The following is a 19,415-nucleotide window of genomic DNA, read 5'->3' as shown; positions in this document are numbered from 1 at the left end:
ATCATATTTAAATTATCAACCATGAACAGATTAAAACTTTTTACCCCCGGTGTAATCCTGCTTCTTTTTGTTTGGCTGTCGTTGAGTTCCGCAGCGCAAAGTACAAAACTGAAAACAGGAGAATGGCTGCGCAGCTGGTATCTGGCAGGACCCTTTCCGCTGGTTGAAAACACAAATGAAAACAAGCATTTGCCTGACTTTGATGTTGATTTTTTGAAAAAAAGGGGTGGTGAGACAAACCCGGCTGTTACAGAAAGAGCACCGGTAAAATTTAAAGGCACCACTGTTCGGTGGAAGAAGCATGAAAGTCCGGACTCGCTTGTCAATCTTGATATGGAAATTACACGTGTTCCTTATGTAACAGCGTACGCCTATACCGAAATTGAATCGGATACCGAAGGTATTTACATCTTTTCACTGGGAACCGACGATGGCGGACGACTGTGGGTAAACGGGCAGCAGGTGTGGGACTGTGTAAAAGCGCGTGGTGTAGCCCCTGATGACGATTTAATTCCTGTGCACTTACAGAAAGGGAAAAACACGATTTTGCTGAAAATTGAAGAACGGACTTCGGCCTGGGGATTTGTGGCCCGGTTCTTACCTTTTAATTTGTCTGATTTTGTAAACGGGCAGCAACTGTTTCATTCATCTGTTCGGAAAGATGGCAGCGTGGTGCTAAAATCGTCTGTCCAAAAGCCGGTTCTGGAATTGTTGTTTAAAGCCATTCAGGTTAAAGTGACCAGCGAAAACGGGAAAGAGGTGGTTTGGCAAGGGAACTGGGAGTTCGGGCAAGATCTTGTTTTACCGACGGGCAACAATGGCTATCAAAAGAATGATCTCACCATCTCCGCTACTCTGGCGGATGGAAGCCCCTGGCAAAAAGAAATTTCATTTTATTCGGGAATTCCTTCCATTTATACGCTTTTTAAAGATGGGAAAACTCCATATCGTATCATTGTTGCAGCAGATGCCTCCGAAAGTGAACAGTGGGCAGCTCAGGAGTTTCAGCATTGGCTGAAAAAAATAAGTGGAGTAACATTGCCAATAAAAACTGACGACGGGGAAATGACCGGACACGAGATAATTGTGGGATACAACAAACACTCGCTGGCACTTCTGGAATCCGATACGGAAAAACCTGCCGAAACGGATGACAGTTATTCTTATAAGAACATAAACGAGAATATCCTTTTGCTGGGAGGAAAACAACGGGGAGCCATGTACGCTGTTTTCTCTTTTCTTGAAAATGAATTGGGTTGCAGGTGGTTCACCTCCTCTGTCAGCGTTATCCCTCAGCGAAATGAATATACGTTTACATATCTGAACCACACAGAATCTCCTTCTTTAAGGGTCCGGAACGATTTTTATTACGAAGCGTTTGAACCCATATGGGCGGCCCGTAACAAGGTGAACGGGGCGATGAATTTCAGGGAGCAACATGGCGGGGTTGAAGGGTACTGGGGAGTGCATACATTTTATCAGTTTATGCCCCCTTCTGAGTTTTTTGATACCCACCCGGAGTATTACAGTCTGATAGGCGGAAAGCGGACACATGACCGGGCGCAGCTTTGCCTGACCAATCCCGATGTACTGGAAATTATTACGGAAAAATTGAGAAAGGTGATGCGTGAAAATCCGGAATACCTGATCTATTCGGTTTCTCAAAACGACTGGTATGGTGCCTGTCAGTGCGAACATTGCCAGGCTATGGTGAAAGAAGAAAAAAGTGAGGCCGGATTGATGATTTGGTTTGTTAACCAGGTGGCAGAAAGGGTAAAAGATGAATTCCCCGATAAATATGTTGGCACCCTTGCTTATCAATATACCCGGAAACCTCCGGTAAATATTAAACCGCGCGAGAATGTTGTGGTGCGTGTATGCAGCATCGAATGTTGCTTTGCGCATGACTTTAAGAGCTGCCCGCAGAACAAGGATTTTCTGGAAGATCTGCAGGGATGGGCAGCCATTGCACCCCACATGTATATATGGGATTATGTGGTGAGTTTCACTGAATATATGTTGCCTTTCCCCAATTTTAATGTCCTTCAGTCAAACATCAAAACGTTTCGGGACAACAAAGCCATTGGGATTATGGAACAGGCTGCATACCAGAGCAGGGGCAGCGAGTTTGCCGATTTGCGTGCATACCTGATTGCCAAATTACTCTGGAATGCAGAAATAGATGTGAACAGGGTGATTGACGATTTTATGTCGGGATATTATGGACGCAGTGGTCAATACGTCCGTTTGTATTTTAATTTGTTGCATGGGTTAATTACACCCGAAACTCACTTTGGCTGTTTCCTGAGACACGACAACAACCTGTTTACAGATGAATTTATTGTAGAAGCTGAAAGAATATTTGATGTGGCGGAGAGTGTCGCCGATAACGATGAAATTTTGCAACGGGTGGAAGTGGCACGTTTACCTGTGATGTATCTGAAATGCGCAAAAAGGCCGGTTGAAGCAAGAATTGACGGGACTTATGACCGTTTTTGCCGAATCGTGGAACGCGAAGGATTTACTTTTTTATCGGAACGAGGAGAATCTTACAAGAAACAATTTCATAACAATGTACAAAATGCCGAATAAAACAGGTGAGGTTATGACAATTTGGATGAAAAGACTAAAAAGAAACAATGTTGTTTATTTGCTTTCCTGGATGTTTGGGATAGCTCATTCGCTCCCGGTTGTACCATTGATGTTCCGGTTCATATTATTAACGATACCTGTGAAAAGTGGAACGGATTTATTGAATTATCAGTTATGTTTGAGGGAGAAAAGGTGAACAGACAAAATATATCATGTGAGTTGGCCGGGTTGGGAAAAGAAGTGTATGAGGAGAAAATGAAGCTGCCTTCTGAAAAGGGAAAATATGAACTCGTCGCAGAAATAACTTACAACAGTGAGTCTGTAAAAAGTATCAGAGATTTTAAGATTAAATAATTTATAAAGAGACCGATATGAAAAAAATAGTATGGATATTCCCCGTTTTTTTATTGTTGGTAGCGGGTTCTTGCAGAGATAAAATTGCAGCTGATTTTCATGTTGTTAACCTGAAGTGTGAATACATGGCTGATGCTGTTGTTGTTAAAGATGCTCCCCGTTTTAGCTGGGAATTGCAGTCGCCGGAGGAAGGGCAGTGGCAAACTGCCTGGCAGGTCCTTGTTAGCGATGACATGGAAAAAATAAAAGAGAACAAGGGGACAATATGGAATAGCAAAAGAAAAAAAGGGGAGCAGAACTTTGGAATTAAATACCAGGGTGAAAAATTCCAGTCTTTCACTAAGTATTACTGGAAAGTCAGGGTTTGGGACCAAAACGGGAATGTTTCCGACTGGAGTGAGCCGGCCAGTTTTATTACCGGGGCATTCAATGAAACAGACTGGGAAGCTGAATGGATTGGCGACAAGCCTGAAAAGCCTCTTCAATATCCGTTATGTTATAAGCATATAGGTTATCTGAGTTCCTATACCGACAACGAAAACGAAGAAAAATGGGTACAGGTTGATTTGGGTGAGGTAAATGATTTTGATAAAATCAGGCTATATCCTTCCTTCAATAATAAGAAAGAGATTAAAGATTACTATTATCCTCTTGCGTTCCGTATTGAAGTAAGTGACGATGGGAATAACTGGAAAGAATGTGTAAAAATGAGCAGCGTGCAGGCTCCTGGCGGGAAGCCGGTAGAATTTTCTGTAGATAAGACGAAGGGGCGGTATGTCCGGTTTATTGCTACTAAATTGCAGCGGTATAATTTCCGAATCCACGACTATGAAGATCAGGGCGACAAAAGTAAAATGTTTGCTTTTTCCCTTGCCGAGCTCGAAGTACTCAATGATGGCAAGGTCTTATCGTCTGGATGTGAGGTAAGTTACAAAGATGCTTTAATAAAGATTGACAGGGAAGATGGGTATGATCCGGATATGCTTACCGATGGAATATTGGATACCCCTTTGCCTCCGGAAAGAAGGTCCATTCCTCCATCTCCGTTACTGAGGAAGGTGATCGAATTAAAAGGAAAACCAACAGAGGCATTGGCGTTTGTTTCCGCTTTGGGTGTTTATGATGTTTCATTCAATGCCCAATCGGCTGATCACCGGGTTTTGGCCCCTGAATGGACGGATTACCACAAGCGGGTGCAATACCAGGTGTTTGATGTCAGCCATTTGCTAAAAGAAGGGCAAAATGTGATTGGGGCGCAGTTAGCTGATGGCTGGTATGCCGGCATGCTCGGCCCAACGCGGTGGAGTCCGTATTTCCCGAGACGGGGTGCGTATGGACTGGACCGGCGGCTTTTTCTGCAGATGGAAGTGAAATATGAAAATGGAGAGAAAGAAACGTTTGTCAGCGATGGTTCCTGGAAAATGTACACCGATGGCCCCATTCGAATGGCAGATATTTTTTTGGGAGAAACATATGATGCCCGAAAAGAAGTACCGGGGTGGCAAACCACCGGTTTTAACGATGCCGAATGGAGTAGCGTTGTGGTGGATACTCAGGTTGATGTAAACCTGGAGGCACAGACGAATCAACCCATTAAAACGGTTCAAACAATGCCGGCCAAAGAAGTTACAAAGTCAAAAGATGGTCATTACATTTTCGATGTGGGAGAGAATATTGCCGGGTGGTGTAATATCAGGCTGGAAGGTAAACCGGGGGATGTAGTTGTATTGAGGCACGGTGAAATTCTGGATGAAGAAGATGAGCTGTACACCGAAAACCTGAGAGGGGCGCCTCAGATTGATTCAGTGATTCTTGGCAGTTCCGGCCAGTTGACATACGAGCCGCGGTTTACTTATCATGGGTTCCGGTATGTAGAAGTGGCAGGATTACGGGGCATACCCGATAAAAATATCCTGAATGCAAAAGTAGTTGCTTCAAACCTTCCCCGTACCGGGCATTTTGCCTGCTCAAACCCGATGCTCAACCAGCTGTACCGCAATATTAACCGGTCGCACATGGGTAACATGCACGGGGTGCCGACTGACTGCCCCCAGCGCGATGAACGCTGCGGCTGGATGGGAGATGTATATATTTTCGCCCAAACTTCCATGTTTAATCGCGATATGGCTGCTTTTTACAACAAGTGGATGGTGGATGTCCTGGATGCCCAATCTGAAAGGGGTACATTTCCTGACATTGCCCCTCATCCATTTGCAAAAGAAAAGCATTTTACCAATGCGCCAGGCTGGGCAGATGCCGGAATCAGGCTTCCATTTCTTATGTACATAAACTATGGCGACAAGGAAATTCTTGAAGAACATTTTGACGCCTATGCCCGGTACATCGAAAATATATGGAAGAACAATCCTGATTTGATCTGGAGAAGCGGGCTTGGCCTGAATTACGGTGACTGGTTGAATGGAAATACCATAGATGCAGAGGGTTTCCCGAAAACAGGCGCTCAAATTCCGTCGGAAGTGTTTTCCACCATCATGTTCTACAATTCTGTAAATACGATACGGAAAATGGCACAGGTTATTGGCAAACCAAAAGAAGCGGAATATTATTCCGGTTTGGCTGAGAATATTAAGGAAGCTTTTATCAATGAGTTTGTTGATGCGGAAGGAAGAATAGAAGGAGATGCCCAGGCATGTTATGCGATGGCACTTTTTTATGGATTGTATACCGAAGAGTTGGAGCAGCCGTTTGAAAAGCGGATGATAGAAAAATTCATTCCGTATGGCGGCCGGATGAATACGGGTTTTCATTCCACTTTATGCCTGATGAAAGAGCTGGTAAAAAGGGGATATTCGGAAAAAGCCTATGATTTACTTGAAAGCAAAGAATTTCCGTCGTGGGGGTACTCCATTGAGCAGGGGGCTACTTCTATGTGGGAACGCTGGGATAGTTATGTGAAAGGGCGCGGACCAAACAGCTCTAGTATGAACTCATTTAACCATTATGCCTTTGGCGCCATTGGGGAATGGATGTATGAAAATATTCTGGGAATACAACCTGACAGTAGTTCTCCCGGATACAAACATTTTATTTTGAAACCTTTACCCGGAGGTACGCTTACGTGGGCAGAAGGAAGTTATCATTCTGTTTCAGGAGAAATTGAGGTCAATTGGAAATTGGATGGCAACCGGTTTGTTTACCATTTTACCATACCCGCCAATACTTCAGCATCTGTTTATATGCCCGGGAAAAATATTAAACGATTTGAAAAGGTGAATGGTAAGCTGGAAGAGAGTACGGTCTTGCACGATTTTGAATATAAGGACGGCTACACGTTTTTTAAAGCTGAATCAGGTAGTTACACATATACCTCAGAAATTAATGAAGAAATTTAATCATTTTAAAATAGTAATATGATAAACAGGAGAAAGTTTTTGGCAACAGTGGGAACAATAGCGGCAGGAGCAGCCATTCCAAATCCGTTGAAAGCAGCAATACATGCAAGCGGCGAAAAGTTAAAAGTGGTTTTAATTGGAACAGGCGTTAGAGGAAACGGATTTTGGGGAAAGAGGTTGGTTGACGAATACAATGATATTCTTGAATTTGTAGGATTGGTTGACCACAATGAGAGTCGTTTAAAATATGCTGCAACATTTATTGGGGTTGGAAAAAACTGCGGATTATATACCAATTTCGAGGATATGATTGCAGAACAATCGCCGGATTTGATCATGGTAACGACTACCGATGCCACCCATCACATTTATATTATTAAATCGCTTGCCAGCGGCGTAGATGTTTTGACGGAAAAGCCCATGACAACAGATGAAGATAAGTGTCAGGATATCCTGGACGCTGAGCGCAAGTACAAGCGAAAAGTAATTGTAACTTTCAATTACCGGTGGAGCCCTTACAACACTAAAATCAAGGAAATGCTCATGAATAAAACAATCGGAGATGTTGTTTCTGTTGATTTTTCCTGGATGTTAAATACAAGCCACGGTGCTTCATATTTCCGCCGGTGGCATGGGCAACGTGAGCACAGCGGAACACTTTTGGTTCATAAGTCGACACATCACTTCGATCTTATTAACTGGTGGCTTGATTCTGACCCTGCAGAAGTTTTTGCCTATGGCGATCTGGAATTTTATGGAGGGAGGCCGGAAAAGAAAGGAGTCAGTTGCCGGAGTTGCGATGAAAAGAACTCATGTAAGTTTTATTGGGACATTACAAAAAGCAAAGATGACTATGAAAGGTACGTCCAACACGAGCATGTTGATGGCTACATTCGCGATAATTGCCTGTTCAGGCCTGAAATTAATATTTATGATAAAATGAATGTTAATATTAAATACGCCAATAATGTGTTTGTGAATTATATGCTCACCACTTATTCACCCTGGGAAGGCTGGCGTGTTGCATTTAATGGGACTAAAGGACGCCTGGAAGCATTTCTGGATGTACCTTATTTAGATGCCAATAAATTGTCGCAGGAAGAACTTCATGCTGCTGAAATGAACCAGCAAACTGACGGCGATCATGAAATGAAACCCATTATTTCTCATAAGTTATGGGAAGAGCAGGAAACAGTGTATGTACCATACAGCCATGCAGGACACGGAGGTGGTGATACAAGACTGCACAACCAGATTTTTGTACATCCGGAGAAGGAAGATATATACAAGCATATGGCCGGTGTCCGGGATGGGGCAATGTCTGTTCTGATTGGGATTGCAGCCCGGAAAAGTATTGAGTCAGGAAAGCCTGTGAGGGTTGCCGAACTGACACAACTTCAACCAAGGGCGAAAAGAATATAAACGATTCTTTTAATCATCCAAAGCATGAGATAGTCCCTGTATTGTCTTGTTTTTGGAAGGAATAAAAACCCCCAAACATTTTTTTCTTTTTAAAAGCAGGTAATTCTAAACGGTAGTTAAAGTCTGATAATCTGTCTGTAACAGCCTGTAGGTTATATTCGTGTTAAAAATGTATTGTGGTCTTACTGCATACTCCATTAAAATTAGACAGATTCCATTTTAGATCAAATATTTTTAAATTAGAATACCGAAAGGTATATTTGACCTTTGAAGATATTCATTTCAAAGGAGAGAAATCACGATGTATGATTTTTGCGACAAAAGCAAAATTGTAATACACATTTTTGTATGTGCGGAGGGTCAGAAGTCTAAACAATACCGGAAACGTTTATGGAAGTAATACAATATATCTTGGGAAGAAGGGAAAAGTTTTCGGTGGTGTTTTAATGAAAGACAGTAAAACCGGATAATTTCAACGAACGAAAAAGTAAACTAATGCGAATCAATATATTTTAAGTATTCGGGCATATTTTTTATGCAAAATGACGATGAAAAAATATGGAAAGGGTTGAAACAAAAGGACCTTAGTGCTTATCGCGAACTGTTTTTTAAGTACCATGGCCGCCTGGTTCTTTTTGCCCATAAATTTACCGGTGATTTACAAGTGTCGCAGGATATTGTACAGGATGCCTTTCTGGCCTTATGGGAAAAATCGCAGACCCTTAAAAATATAAAATCCCCCAAAACTTATTTGTTCCAGTCAGTCAGGAACAATTGCCGGAATTATCATCGCCATCTTCAGATTAAAAATACTGCAGAAGAGAAACTTGCTTCTCAGATTGATTCTTTTGAACTGGACGCTTTTTTCAATTACAACGATCCTTTGCATAGTTTGCTGGAGATGGAGATGGAGCAGAAAATTGAAGAGCTTGTTCAGTCCATGCCCGAAAAATGCCGCATGGTATTTCAAATGAGCCGCAGGGCGCACCTGAAAAATTCGGAGATTGCTGAACAATTGGGTATATCAATAAAAATGGTGGAAAAACATATTTCAAAGGCGTTGTTAATTCTACGTTCGGGTTTGTCCGATTATTTGGGGGCAGTCCTGTTTCTGGTTTTTGGCCCTAAAAATTCAAAAATATTCCTCCCCCATAGCGAGGATTAAATAGGGATAATTTTTTCAAGAAACGAGTTGCTCCGAATCTGGTTTGGAGTAGGTATCCTTTTGCATATAGCCACATTGACGGGGAAAGGAGTTGACCGGAGTTTAAAAATCTATGAGCAGTTCAGGTAAAAAAAATAATTTTTGTTTGTTCGGGAGGTAGGGTAACGATGGGCTGAAGTGTCTAACCTTTTGAAAGAGCAAATAAATGAGATCTAATAAATCAATTAAGGCAATCATTATTAACCATCTTGAGGGGAGCCTGAGTGGCGAAGAGTTGAAAAGACTTCATCAATGGCTTGCCCGTTCCGATGACAACCGGCGTTATTATTCCCGGATAAAAGATTTGTGGGAATCTTCTGTTTCAGATGCTGATCGGTTTGCCGAAACAGATAAAGAGTGGGGACGTTTCCTTGCCAGGGTTACCGAAAGCTACCAGTACAACATTTTTAGATTTAAAACCAACTTTCAGATTTTTTATCGTTTTGCAGCGATTCTGATTATTGGACTTATCGTGGGAGCGCTGGTAATGAACTATATTCCTTCCGGGGAACCTTTGCATATTTCATCAATGGCACCAAAAGGTTCCATTTCGCAAATGGTTCTTGATGACAGTACCATCGTATTTTTAAATGCTGATTCAAAGATCAGATATTCTCGTGGCATCCGGAAAAGCGAGCGGGAAATATTTTTAGAAGGGGAGGCATGGTTTAATGTAGCAAAGAATAAAAGCCGAACCTTTATCGTCCATACTTCCACCTACGATGTTCAGGTTACCGGAACAAAGTTTAATGTGAAATCATATGAGGAAGAGAATAAGGTAATTACAACACTGGAAGAAGGCAGGGTGGTTATCGCTTCATCAAAAAACTGTCAGTTGAATGAACCTGTAATCATGAAACCGGGCGAACAGGTGGTTCTGGATAAACTCTCTAATGAAATCTCTGTAAGAAAGGTTGACCCGTCCGTTTATTCTTCCTGGAAAGATAATAAGCTCATTTTCCTGAATATGAAACTGGATGAACTGGTTGTATTACTCGAAAGAGAATACGGTGTTGATATTGAGGTAGATGACTTGCGTATTTTAAAATATCATTATACGGGAACCATCAAAAATGAAACAATCATTGAAATTCTTGAGATAATCAAAAATACCCTGCCTATTGAATACAATATTGAGGGACAAACAATTCACATTCAAAACAAGGGGGTAAAATGATTTTAACTTGACCAAAAAAGCCGGAAAATGCTGTCACATCAACCGGCTTATACGATTTAATAAATGGTGCTGATACACCAAATGTTTAATTTAAAAAACGCTTAAATGTATGAAAAAAAATGAACATGGCCGAATCCCGGTTGATCGGGATTGGCGAAAAATTGGACGAGTAATGAAACTAACGACGATTATTTATTTTGTCTGTCTGATGCAGGTTTCTGCAACGGTTTATTCCCAGTCTACCAAATTTACTTTTCATGTGGAAAACATGAAAGTGGTGGACGTCCTCAAAAGGATAGAAGATAGCAGCAAGTTCCGTTTTTTTTATCAGAACGAGCAGGTAGATGTAAATCGCAGCGTAAGCATTAAAGTCAATGATGCTACTGTAGAACAAATCCTGGATGAAATGTTTGCAGGCAAGGATATTGGCTACAAAGTTATGCGCGACTTTTTGATACTGCTTAGTCCCAAAGATTTACAGGCGGGGCCGTTAGGAGCAGATGCTGTTCGTGCATTCCAGCAAAAATCGGTTTCCGGCAAAGTTACAGATTCTGATGGGCAGCCGCTGCCTGGTGTAACAGTAGTGGTTCAAGGCACCACCCAGGGAACGGTAACGAATGCGGATGGAGAATACTCTCTGGCCAATATTCCGGATAATGCTGCGATGGTGTTTTCTTTTGTAGGGATGAGAACTCGGGAAATACTGGTTGCAGGTAAAACCAATATTAATGTAATAATGGTCGAGGAATCCATTGGTTTAGAAGAGGTTGTGGCTATTGGTTATGGTGTGCAGAAAAAAGCAAACCTTACAGGGTCTGTTTCATCAGTAGGTATTACGGCAATAGAATCGAGAGCTGCGACGACCAGTGCTGCGAATATATTGCAGGGCAGGGTTGCAGGGTTGCGGGTTACTCAACCGGGAGGACAACCCGGAAGGGATGATGGTGCAATGGAAATAAGGGGTATGGGCTCTTTTGGCGCCTCTTCAAGCCCCTTGGTTCTGGTAGATGGTGTGACAGGTTCGATTACCAACCTCTCTCCAAATGATATTGAAAACATAACCGTACTGAAAGATGCTGCATCTGCTTCAATATACGGTGCCAGGGCTGCCAACGGGGTTATTCTGGTAACTACAAAAAAAGCCAAGACAAAAGGGTTTGTTATTGAATATAAATTGGATATGGGATCTCAATCTGCTACGAGATTGCCAGATCTTATTTATAATTCAGCAGAGTATATGGAAATGTATAATACTGCCTATGAGAGGGTTGGACTAACTCCTTTATATACTCAGGATATGATTGATGCATATGCCAATGCTAACAATGACCCTGAATATCCGAATTTTAACTGGATGGATTATTACTTCCATTCAGCTCCTACTATTAATAACTATCTGAGCATTTCCAATGTAACAGATAAAACCTCCTATAAGTTCTCGTTGAACTATTTAAATACAGATGGTATCGTTACAAATAACATCAATTACAAAAGATACAACGCTCAGTTAAATTTTGACAGCCAGTTAAACAAAGCAATTAAAATAGGAACCAACATAGGTATGGTGTTTAAGGATAATCATGAGCCTCCTGGCTGGGAGGAGTCATCCATCCTTGCCGTTATTAGGCTAGCTCCTAATTTTAGCCCGTTCTTGCCTGACGGTAGTGGTAGGAAAGCCGGAATGGCTTATCCTAACGAACCGCATTACGCTGCGGGACCATATTTTGACAATGGTGCAAGGTATACAAAAAACTATGGGCTTAATGCACAGGCATATGCAGATGTGGAAATATTTAAAGGATTGGTATGGTCTTCAAAATTCGCGGTTGACTATTCAGATAATACCGTGAAAGACTGGGGGTATAATACACAGGAGCACTATTATTTCCATAAGCTTCCCGGTGAGACAGATTATACTATAAGCCTTGGTGATGATGGTCCAACAAAAACCGGAGTTACGGATAATTACTGGAAATCCATTACACCAACGATTTATTCTACGCTGGCGTATAATACTACAATTGCTTCGAATCATAACATAAATGCCCTTTTGGGTTACGAGCAACAATCCGGGAAGACACAAATACTTCAGGGAAGCAAAAATGTATTTCCTATTACATACCTTAAGGAACTTGATGCAGGAGGTACTAGTGGTCAGACGACTGCGGGAACAGCTTATGAATGGGCACTGAGATCGTATTTTTGTCGATTGTCATATAATTACAAAGGCAAGTATTTACTTGAAGCTAATGCCCGTTATGACGGAACTTCACGCGTGTCGGAGGATAACAGATGGGGGGTTTTTCCTTCTGTTTCTGGTGGCTGGAGAATATCAGAAGAAAGTTTTATAAAGAATATCTCCTGGATAGATAATTTGAAGTTACGCGGTTCGTGGGGTATACTGGGAAATTCGGAGATTGGCAACTATCCCTACCAAAGTATTTATTCGCTTAGCCAATATGCATTTGGATCCAGCCCAACGGTAGGTGTGAGATCGACACGTTTGACGGATAAAAATCTAAGTTGGGAATCTACTAAGGTCATAAATTTCGGTATGGATGTGGATCTTTTTAAGAACCTGTTCGGCCTGACTTTCGACGTATTCAAGAAAAACACCTATGATATACTGGCCACATTACCTGTCCCAAATAGTCTGGGTTTAAAAGGACCAGTAACCAATGACGGAGAATTACAAAATACGGGATGGGAATTAGAACTCAGACATGCAAATAAAGTGGACGATTTTTCATATAATGCCAATTTTATAATTTCTGCGTTTAAAAATGAACTTTTGTCTATTGTAACTCCGACAAAAGGGATTAGAGAAGTAGGATTACCTTATAATTCATTTTACCTCTATGAAATGATTGGCATTTTCCAGAGTCAGGAAGAAATTGACAATTCTCCTACCCAAACACTGTATCCGCCATTTCCTGGATCTATCAAATTGAAGGATCAGGATGGAAATGGTGTTGTGGATGCGGATGACCGGGTGTCATATTCCCCGTTCCCGGATTTTACCTATTCATTTTTCTTTAATGCCGGATGGAAGGGATTTAATCTTTCTGTTTTTTTGCAAGGAGTTGAGGGGATGAATACAAGGATATCGAGTTGGGGATGGGACCCATTTAACCAAGGGGATCCGCCCAGTACCAGGTTTAGGGATGCCTGGACTCCTACAAATCCAAGCAATACCATTCCGGCAATCTATTACGGAGGTAATAACGGAGGTGCAGGTCAGAGTACTTATGATCTACAGGACGCCTCGTACATGCGTATTAAGAGTGTAAAATTATCCTATACACTTCCCCAAAGTGTAACCGACAGGATTAAGTCAAAAGGCATCACTGTATATATTTCTGGTGACAACCTGTTCACATTTACAGATTATCCGGGGATGGATCCTGAAAGAAGATCAACTGGTCCAGATGCCCAGCGGGCATTTGTCTATCCTCAAGTACGTACTTTGGGTGCCGGGATTGATGTTAAATTTTAAAATAAAAAAATATGAAAAAATATAATGTAATTAAAATTTCAGGGGCCATATTTATTTTATTGCTGTTCTTTTCCTGTGAAAAAGATTTCTTGGACAGGCAACCTCTGGACAAGGTTTCGAGTGAAACATTTTGGAATACTGAAAGTGATTTGCTAATGGCATTGGCAGGTTGTTATGATATGTTGAACAATGATGGTTGGGGTGGTGGACCTCTAAATTATCAAAGGGGGTATTCGGAGGGATTGACCGATATCGGCTTTGTTTATTGGAGTTTGTTTTCCATCCAGCCTATGAGCAGAGGCATTATTGAGGCTAGTGACGAAGGTAATTGGGCAGCAAATATCTATCGTGGATGTTATAAAGGAATTGCACAATGCAACCAGTTTCTTGACAATGTAGATAACGCTACAAGTGTGCCTGAAAGTAAAAGAAATGCATATAAAGGGGAAATTAAATTCCTTAGGGCAATGTTCTATTTTGAGCTAACTAAGATGTTTGGAGGCATTCCTCTCTACAAGGATACACCTGCAAACCCGGATGCATCAAAGGTTGCTAAAAGTTCCCAGGAAGAGGTATATGCATTTATTCTTGAAGACCTGGATTTTGCCATTGCAAATTTGCCTGATGAATCTTATACCGGACATGCGGTGAAAGGCAGTGCACAGGGAATAAAAGCAAGAGTACTATTAACTCAGGAGAAGTGGTCTGATGCAGCAAATCTGTTGCAGCAAATCATGGACTCAGGTAATTTTAGCCTTTACAGTGATTTCCCGAATATATTTCTTAATGCGGGACAAAATGATGCTAATAATACGGAAATAATGTTTTCATGCAATTATATTACTCCTTATGCAGCATTTCCATATGGTTATAATATTGAATATTGCGCCCATATATTTATAAGGTCAAATTATCTGGATTATTTTGAATGTACAGATGGATTACCTATTTCTGAATCGCCTTTGTATGATCCTTCAGATCCCTGGTCAAATCGCGATCCCCGGTTTTATCACACCATTAGGCAACCAGGTGAAGAATGGGAAGGATTTTATAGTCAAACCCAATTCGATCCTACAGGGGTAATGAATAGAAAGTATCTTGATGTTACTATCCCTGGTAATTATGCTAATGTTTATTTGAACGACTGGAATTTTGTACTCCTTCGTTATGCCGACATATTGTTGATGTATGCAGAAGCCAAAAATGAGGCAAGTGGTCCGGATGCAAGTGTTTATGCAGCAATTGATGAAGTTCGGGCGAGGCCAGGAGTGAATATGCCTCCGGTAGATCAGTCAAAATACAATTCCAAGGAGTTGGTAAGGGATTATATCCGTAACGAAAGGGCTGTTGAACTGGGAATAGAAGGTGTAAGGTTCGATGATTTAAAACGCTGGAAGATTGCTCATACTTTATTACCGACAATAAATGACATTGACGGTACACCTTTAGTATTCGAGGACAGGCAGTATCTGTGGCCATTCCCACAAAGCGAACTGGATAAAAATCCTAACCTTGTTCAAAATCCTGGTTATTAATTCATAAAGTACCCTGTGATCTAAGAAAATAGTAATCCACACCTACCCGGTTTGGGTGTGGATTATTGTTTTGTGTGACTGCCACCAGGCAAAGCTTTTCAATGAGGAGGGTGCTCCGGGATGGAAGGATACAATTTGCATAAAGATGATGGACTAACAGTTCAAATGAAACGATAATCTTTAGGCGTTTCCCCAATGGAGTAAAAAAGTATTCAAAACAGATGGCTTCCATGAAATACAAATCAGAACATCTGCCATTTTCAATCATAATTATCCTGATAATTATTGAATTCGTTTTTTTCCTTTCAAACGATTGGGGTAAAAATTGCAGGAATACGGTAAGAGGCATCACATCTATGCAGGCTGCAACAAGTAATTATGCAGCTTCCAAAAGGTACTGTCTTACTTTAAATCTAAAGGATGATCCTGATCTGATTTCTGAATATAAAAAATTGCATGAACATGTCTGGCCTGAAATTACAGCCGGCTTTGCAGAGGTTGGGATAGTCGATATGGAAATCTATATTCAAGGGAATAAATTATTTATGATTCTGGAAACAGTCAAGAATTTCGATCTAAAGAAAGATTTTGAGAGGATGGGGAAACTTCCCAGTCAAAAAGAATGGGAAAATCTTGTTTCCAAATTTCAGGATACAGATAATCCAGAGTCCATCGAAAAGTGGCAAACAATAGAACGAATCTTTAGGTATAAAAAATAAACCATGCTAACACGCTTTTAAAAACAAGAAAAATATTGAAACCCTAATGTAGTCGGATAATATGAAGGAAACAAAAAGGAGAACATTTTTGAAAAGAGTAACAGCAGTATCAGCGATTACGATCCTGAACCCAAATATAACACTTGGGACGATTAAAAAAGAGCTGCAAGGACATCCTTCTGGACAGATTATTCTAGACTCCAACCATCTTTCAGTAGCCCAACGCTCCCGTCGTATTGTAGTCAATCTGGATACAGGTTGGGGATTACCCGGAGTAGAGGGATTAGAGCCGAAAGAGTTTGTTGATGCATATATGGAATATCTTACAGGTATAGATGGAAGCCAAGTAGATAGTATCTGGTGGTGTTGGGGTGAAATGAATTACGCTCCATATCCCAGTAAGATATTACCGGCCAACCTGCAATATCAAAAATGGTTACAACAAGGCAAGGATCCTCTACCTATTGTAATTGAAAGTAGTAAGAAAAAGGGGATAGAAGCGTTTTATTCTTTCCGGATCAACGATTCCGGACTGGGAGGAGCAGGAACTGTCCTACCTTCGGAAGGTTGGATAAAGTGGTCTATGATCGAAAAGAATCCTCATTGGGGGCAACCATCACCGTTTTGGCCTTCACCATTCTATCACTACAATTTTGCTGTACCAGAGGTTAGGGAGTATAAACTAGCAATAATAAGGGAAGTAGTTGAAAATTATGATTTTGACGGTATTGAAATAGATTGGCGTTGCGGGTACGGGTGTTTGCCGTTTTATCATAAGTGGGAGAACCGGGAGCATCTCACTGAATTTATGCACTCAGTTAGAGAGATGCTACAGGAGAGAGCCCGGAAAAGAGGACGACCATTTCTGCTCGCAGTGCGGATACCGGAAAATATTGAAGGTTGTCATTATGATGGAATTCACGTTGAAAGATGGGTAGAAGAAAACCTGGTTGATATACTTGTCCTTGGGTGTAAAAACTTTGACGTTGATTTGGATGCTTTCAAACGTTTGACAGCAGGAACGCATATTAAACTCTATCCCTCTATGGACGATCACCATCGTGCCAGTGGCTATGAGCAACCTTCAATTGAATTGTATCGTGGTGTAGCTTCTACGTTTATACAACAGGGAGCGGACGGGATTTATGCTTTCAACTGGTATCCGGTTCCAATAATCCTGGACTCAAGAGCCAATCCGGAACAGGAGCAATTACGCCGTACTGCTCTTTGTGAAATGGGCAGTACAGAAACATTAAAATTCAAGGATAAAATATTTGTAACAGGACGACGTGGCGGTGGTGGTTGGCCTGAGACTGCTGAGTACTTTTATAAAAATACATGTGCTTTCGCCCAACTACCCAAAGAATTATCAAATAATCAGTCTGAGGAAGCATATATTTTCCTGAGGATAGGCGATGATATAGATACCTCTGCAGATAAGATTGAACAGATAAGTTTAAGGATACTTCTTTCAGATGTTACTGCAATTGACTTGCCATGGGAAAAGCGGATTAGTAAACCAGTCTGCATCGCCAGGCTTAGCAGCCGGGATTTTAACGAACCACCAACCATAGATCTTATTAGCCAACTCCGAATAAGAATTAACGGGGTAATTCTGGAACAACCGATTATTAACGATGGCTGGATAATATACCCAATCAAGGCAGTTCTGCTAGCACAGGGTAGCAATGTTATTGCATTTAGATTGAATGACAGAAATCCACTGGAAAAAGGACGAGTTACTATTGAAAAATTGGAATTAGATGTACGATACACAAATTGATAAATATGAAGAGGTAATGCGCACTTTTTCAAAAGAGCAAAGAAACTAGGAAAAAATGGATTTGGGACACATATGACCAGAGTCCATAGATAAATGGAATGAGATGGAGTGTATTTATAGGTTTAACCGAAAGGATATTAGCAGATAAAAAAATGGTATTAGGCTTGCCGGACATTATTGTTGTAGTTGTATTCCTTGCTGTAATACTCGGTACCGGGGTATATGTAGCTACAAGGGAAAAGATGACATCGGGCAACTACTTTCTTGCAGGACGTTCGCTATCGTGGCCGCTAATCGGCGCTTCATTGTTTGCCGCCAACATCTCGACAATCCATTTGGTAGGGCTTGCGGCTTCAGGCTATACCGATGGTTTGGTATGGGGCAATTTTGAATGGGGTGCTCCCTTTATTCTTATTATCCTGGGCCTGGTATTCGCCCCTTTTTACTTTAAAAACAAAATCTCCACTTTGCCTGAATTTCTCGAACGGCGTTATAGTGGCGCATCCAGAACATTTTTGGCAGTAATGGGGCTTTTTACCGCCCTGATGGTGCATATTGGATTAAGCCTTTATGCAGGGGCTGTTGTCCTTGAGCAGTTTTTTGGGATCAATATTTTCCTGTCCCTTTTGGTTATTTCGGTTATTGTTGTGATTTATACTGTCCTTGGGGGGCTAAAATCAGTCGTTATGCTCGATGCCATACAGTCAAGTATTCTTTTAGTGGGCGCTGTTATCATGACCGTTTTTGCCCTGTTGGAACTTCCCAAACACGGCATTCATAAATATACCGATTTGGTACATGCTGTACGCCCCGGGCAACTGGATATGCTTCAGTCCGGCGATCAGGCCAGCGGAGGTCTTACCTGGTATGCTGTTTTATTGGGGTATCCCATCCTCGGCATTTGGTACTGGTGCGGGGACCAGACTATTGTCCAAAGGGTGTTGGGGGCAAAATCGAAACGTGATGCTATGACAGGGCCTGTTTTTGCCGGTTTCCTTAAAATACTCCCGGTCTTTATAATGGTTTTCCCCGGAGTGTTGGGATATGTCCTGTTTAAAGATATTATTGGGGAGAACAGCAACGATACCCTCCCTGTTTTAATCAATCAGTTATTGCCGGCGGGACTTAGGGGTTTAGTCGCAGCTGCTCTCCTTGCCGCAGTGATGAGTACGGTATCATCTGCCCTGAACAGTTCCGGTACTCTTGTGGCTATCGATATATTCAAGCGAATAAAGCCAAATCTTTCCGGGCGTAGTCAATTACTTATTGGAAGGGTTAGTACCTTGTTTGTTATGGTCCTGGCAATGCTTTGGTCCACGCAGGGTGGTAAATTCACCAGTATCTTTGAGGCCATTAACACTGTTTTGTCCATGGTTTCTCCCCCTATTGCCACGGTCTTTATTCTCGGCGTATTCTGGAAGCGTGGCACCCGGCAGGCGGCATTCTCTACCCTGGTCCTCGGTTTTGTTTTGGGGGTTGTCGTGTTTTGTATTAACTTTTTCAAAACATCAGGAGACGGTATATATTTAATCCAACTCATCCGCGACATTCATTTTCTGATGCAGGCAGTATTCCTTTTTATAATATGTACAGCAAACTTTGTTGTTGTGAGCTTTCTTACACCGCCACCTTCCCCTAAAGCCATTTCAACATTAACTTTAGAAAAGCCCATGTCATTTATTACAAAGGGAAAACTGACTGGTTATACAGACCCGCGGTTACTGGCGGGTTTATTAGTGGTTGTAATGGCAATATTGTACTTGATATTTGGATAAAAAGA

Annotated in this window: 11 protein-coding genes; all 11 read left to right on the top strand. The window is 41.5% G+C overall.

Going from position 1 to position 19,415, the window contains the following annotated elements:
* The first annotated feature begins 21 nt into the window (after nucleotides 1–21).
* Nucleotides 22–2,592, top strand: a complete 2,571-nt coding sequence (locus D1164_RS16825) for a DUF4838 domain-containing protein (protein WP_119351060.1) — start codon at nucleotides 22–24, stop codon at nucleotides 2,590–2,592.
* A gap of 21 nt (nucleotides 2,593–2,613) precedes the next feature.
* On the top strand, nucleotides 2,614–2,946 hold the full coding sequence (locus D1164_RS16820) for a hypothetical protein (RefSeq protein ID WP_119351059.1): 333 nt from the start codon (nucleotides 2,614–2,616) through the stop codon (nucleotides 2,944–2,946).
* 17 nt (nucleotides 2,947–2,963) lie between these two features.
* Complete coding sequence (locus D1164_RS16815; protein ID WP_119351058.1) at nucleotides 2,964–6,299, top strand: family 78 glycoside hydrolase catalytic domain; 3,336 nt, start codon at nucleotides 2,964–2,966, stop codon at nucleotides 6,297–6,299.
* An 18-nt stretch (nucleotides 6,300–6,317) separates the two neighbouring features.
* Nucleotides 6,318–7,721, top strand: a complete 1,404-nt coding sequence (locus D1164_RS16810) for a Gfo/Idh/MocA family protein (RefSeq protein ID WP_119351057.1) — start codon at nucleotides 6,318–6,320, stop codon at nucleotides 7,719–7,721.
* 568 nt (nucleotides 7,722–8,289) lie between these two features.
* Nucleotides 8,290–8,886, top strand: a complete 597-nt coding sequence (locus D1164_RS16805) for an RNA polymerase sigma-70 factor (protein ID WP_172594500.1) — start codon at nucleotides 8,290–8,292, stop codon at nucleotides 8,884–8,886.
* Between the two features lie 205 nt (nucleotides 8,887–9,091).
* The gene (locus tag D1164_RS16800) at nucleotides 9,092–10,102 is read left to right on the top strand and encodes a FecR family protein (protein WP_119351055.1); all 1,011 of its coding nucleotides are present in this window, start codon (nucleotides 9,092–9,094) and stop codon (nucleotides 10,100–10,102) included.
* A gap of 109 nt (nucleotides 10,103–10,211) precedes the next feature.
* Complete coding sequence (locus tag D1164_RS16795; RefSeq protein ID WP_119351054.1) at nucleotides 10,212–13,598, top strand: TonB-dependent receptor; 3,387 nt, start codon at nucleotides 10,212–10,214, stop codon at nucleotides 13,596–13,598.
* 11 nt (nucleotides 13,599–13,609) lie between these two features.
* Nucleotides 13,610–15,133 carry a RagB/SusD family nutrient uptake outer membrane protein gene (locus tag D1164_RS16790; protein ID WP_119351053.1) on the top strand — a complete coding sequence of 508 codons (1,524 nt, stop codon included), beginning with the start codon at nucleotides 13,610–13,612 and terminating at the stop codon, nucleotides 15,131–15,133.
* Nucleotides 15,134–15,363: 230 nt separating this feature from the next.
* The gene (locus tag D1164_RS16785; protein ID WP_206611045.1) at nucleotides 15,364–15,852 is read left to right on the top strand and encodes an L-rhamnose mutarotase; all 489 of its coding nucleotides are present in this window, start codon (nucleotides 15,364–15,366) and stop codon (nucleotides 15,850–15,852) included.
* A gap of 313 nt (nucleotides 15,853–16,165) precedes the next feature.
* Entirely contained in the window at nucleotides 16,166–17,635 is a 1,470-nt protein-coding gene (locus D1164_RS16780; RefSeq protein WP_172594499.1) for a family 10 glycosylhydrolase, read from the top strand.
* A 98-nt stretch (nucleotides 17,636–17,733) separates the two neighbouring features.
* Entirely contained in the window at nucleotides 17,734–19,410 is a 1,677-nt protein-coding gene (locus tag D1164_RS16775; protein ID WP_206611044.1) for a sodium:solute symporter, read from the top strand.
* Nucleotides 19,411–19,415 lie beyond the last annotated feature (5 nt).

The organism is Mariniphaga sediminis (assembly GCF_003573545.1).
GTDB classification, from domain to species: Bacteria; Bacteroidota; Bacteroidia; order Bacteroidales; family Prolixibacteraceae; genus Mariniphaga; species Mariniphaga sediminis.
This window is presented reverse-complemented; position numbering and strand designations above follow the sequence as displayed.

What these genes read in the sequence shown, in the direction of transcription:
- D1164_RS16785 (WP_206611045.1), top strand. Translation starts at nt 15,364, where the DNA reads ATGAAATACAAATCAGAACATCTGCCATTTTCAATCATAATTATCCTG.
- D1164_RS16810 (WP_119351057.1), top strand. Translation starts at nt 6,318, where the DNA reads ATGATAAACAGGAGAAAGTTTTTGGCAACAGTGGGAACAATAGCGGCA.
- D1164_RS16815 (WP_119351058.1), top strand. Translation starts at nt 2,964, where the DNA reads ATGAAAAAAATAGTATGGATATTCCCCGTTTTTTTATTGTTGGTAGCG.
- D1164_RS16795 (WP_119351054.1), top strand. Translation starts at nt 10,212, where the DNA reads ATGAAAAAAAATGAACATGGCCGAATCCCGGTTGATCGGGATTGGCGA.
- D1164_RS16825 (WP_119351060.1), top strand. Translation starts at nt 22, where the DNA reads ATGAACAGATTAAAACTTTTTACCCCCGGTGTAATCCTGCTTCTTTTT.
- D1164_RS16790 (WP_119351053.1), top strand. Translation starts at nt 13,610, where the DNA reads ATGAAAAAATATAATGTAATTAAAATTTCAGGGGCCATATTTATTTTA.
- D1164_RS16800 (WP_119351055.1), top strand. Translation starts at nt 9,092, where the DNA reads ATGAGATCTAATAAATCAATTAAGGCAATCATTATTAACCATCTTGAG.
- D1164_RS16780 (WP_172594499.1), top strand. Translation starts at nt 16,166, where the DNA reads ATGGAATATCTTACAGGTATAGATGGAAGCCAAGTAGATAGTATCTGG.
- D1164_RS16775 (WP_206611044.1), top strand. Translation starts at nt 17,734, where the DNA reads ATGAGATGGAGTGTATTTATAGGTTTAACCGAAAGGATATTAGCAGAT.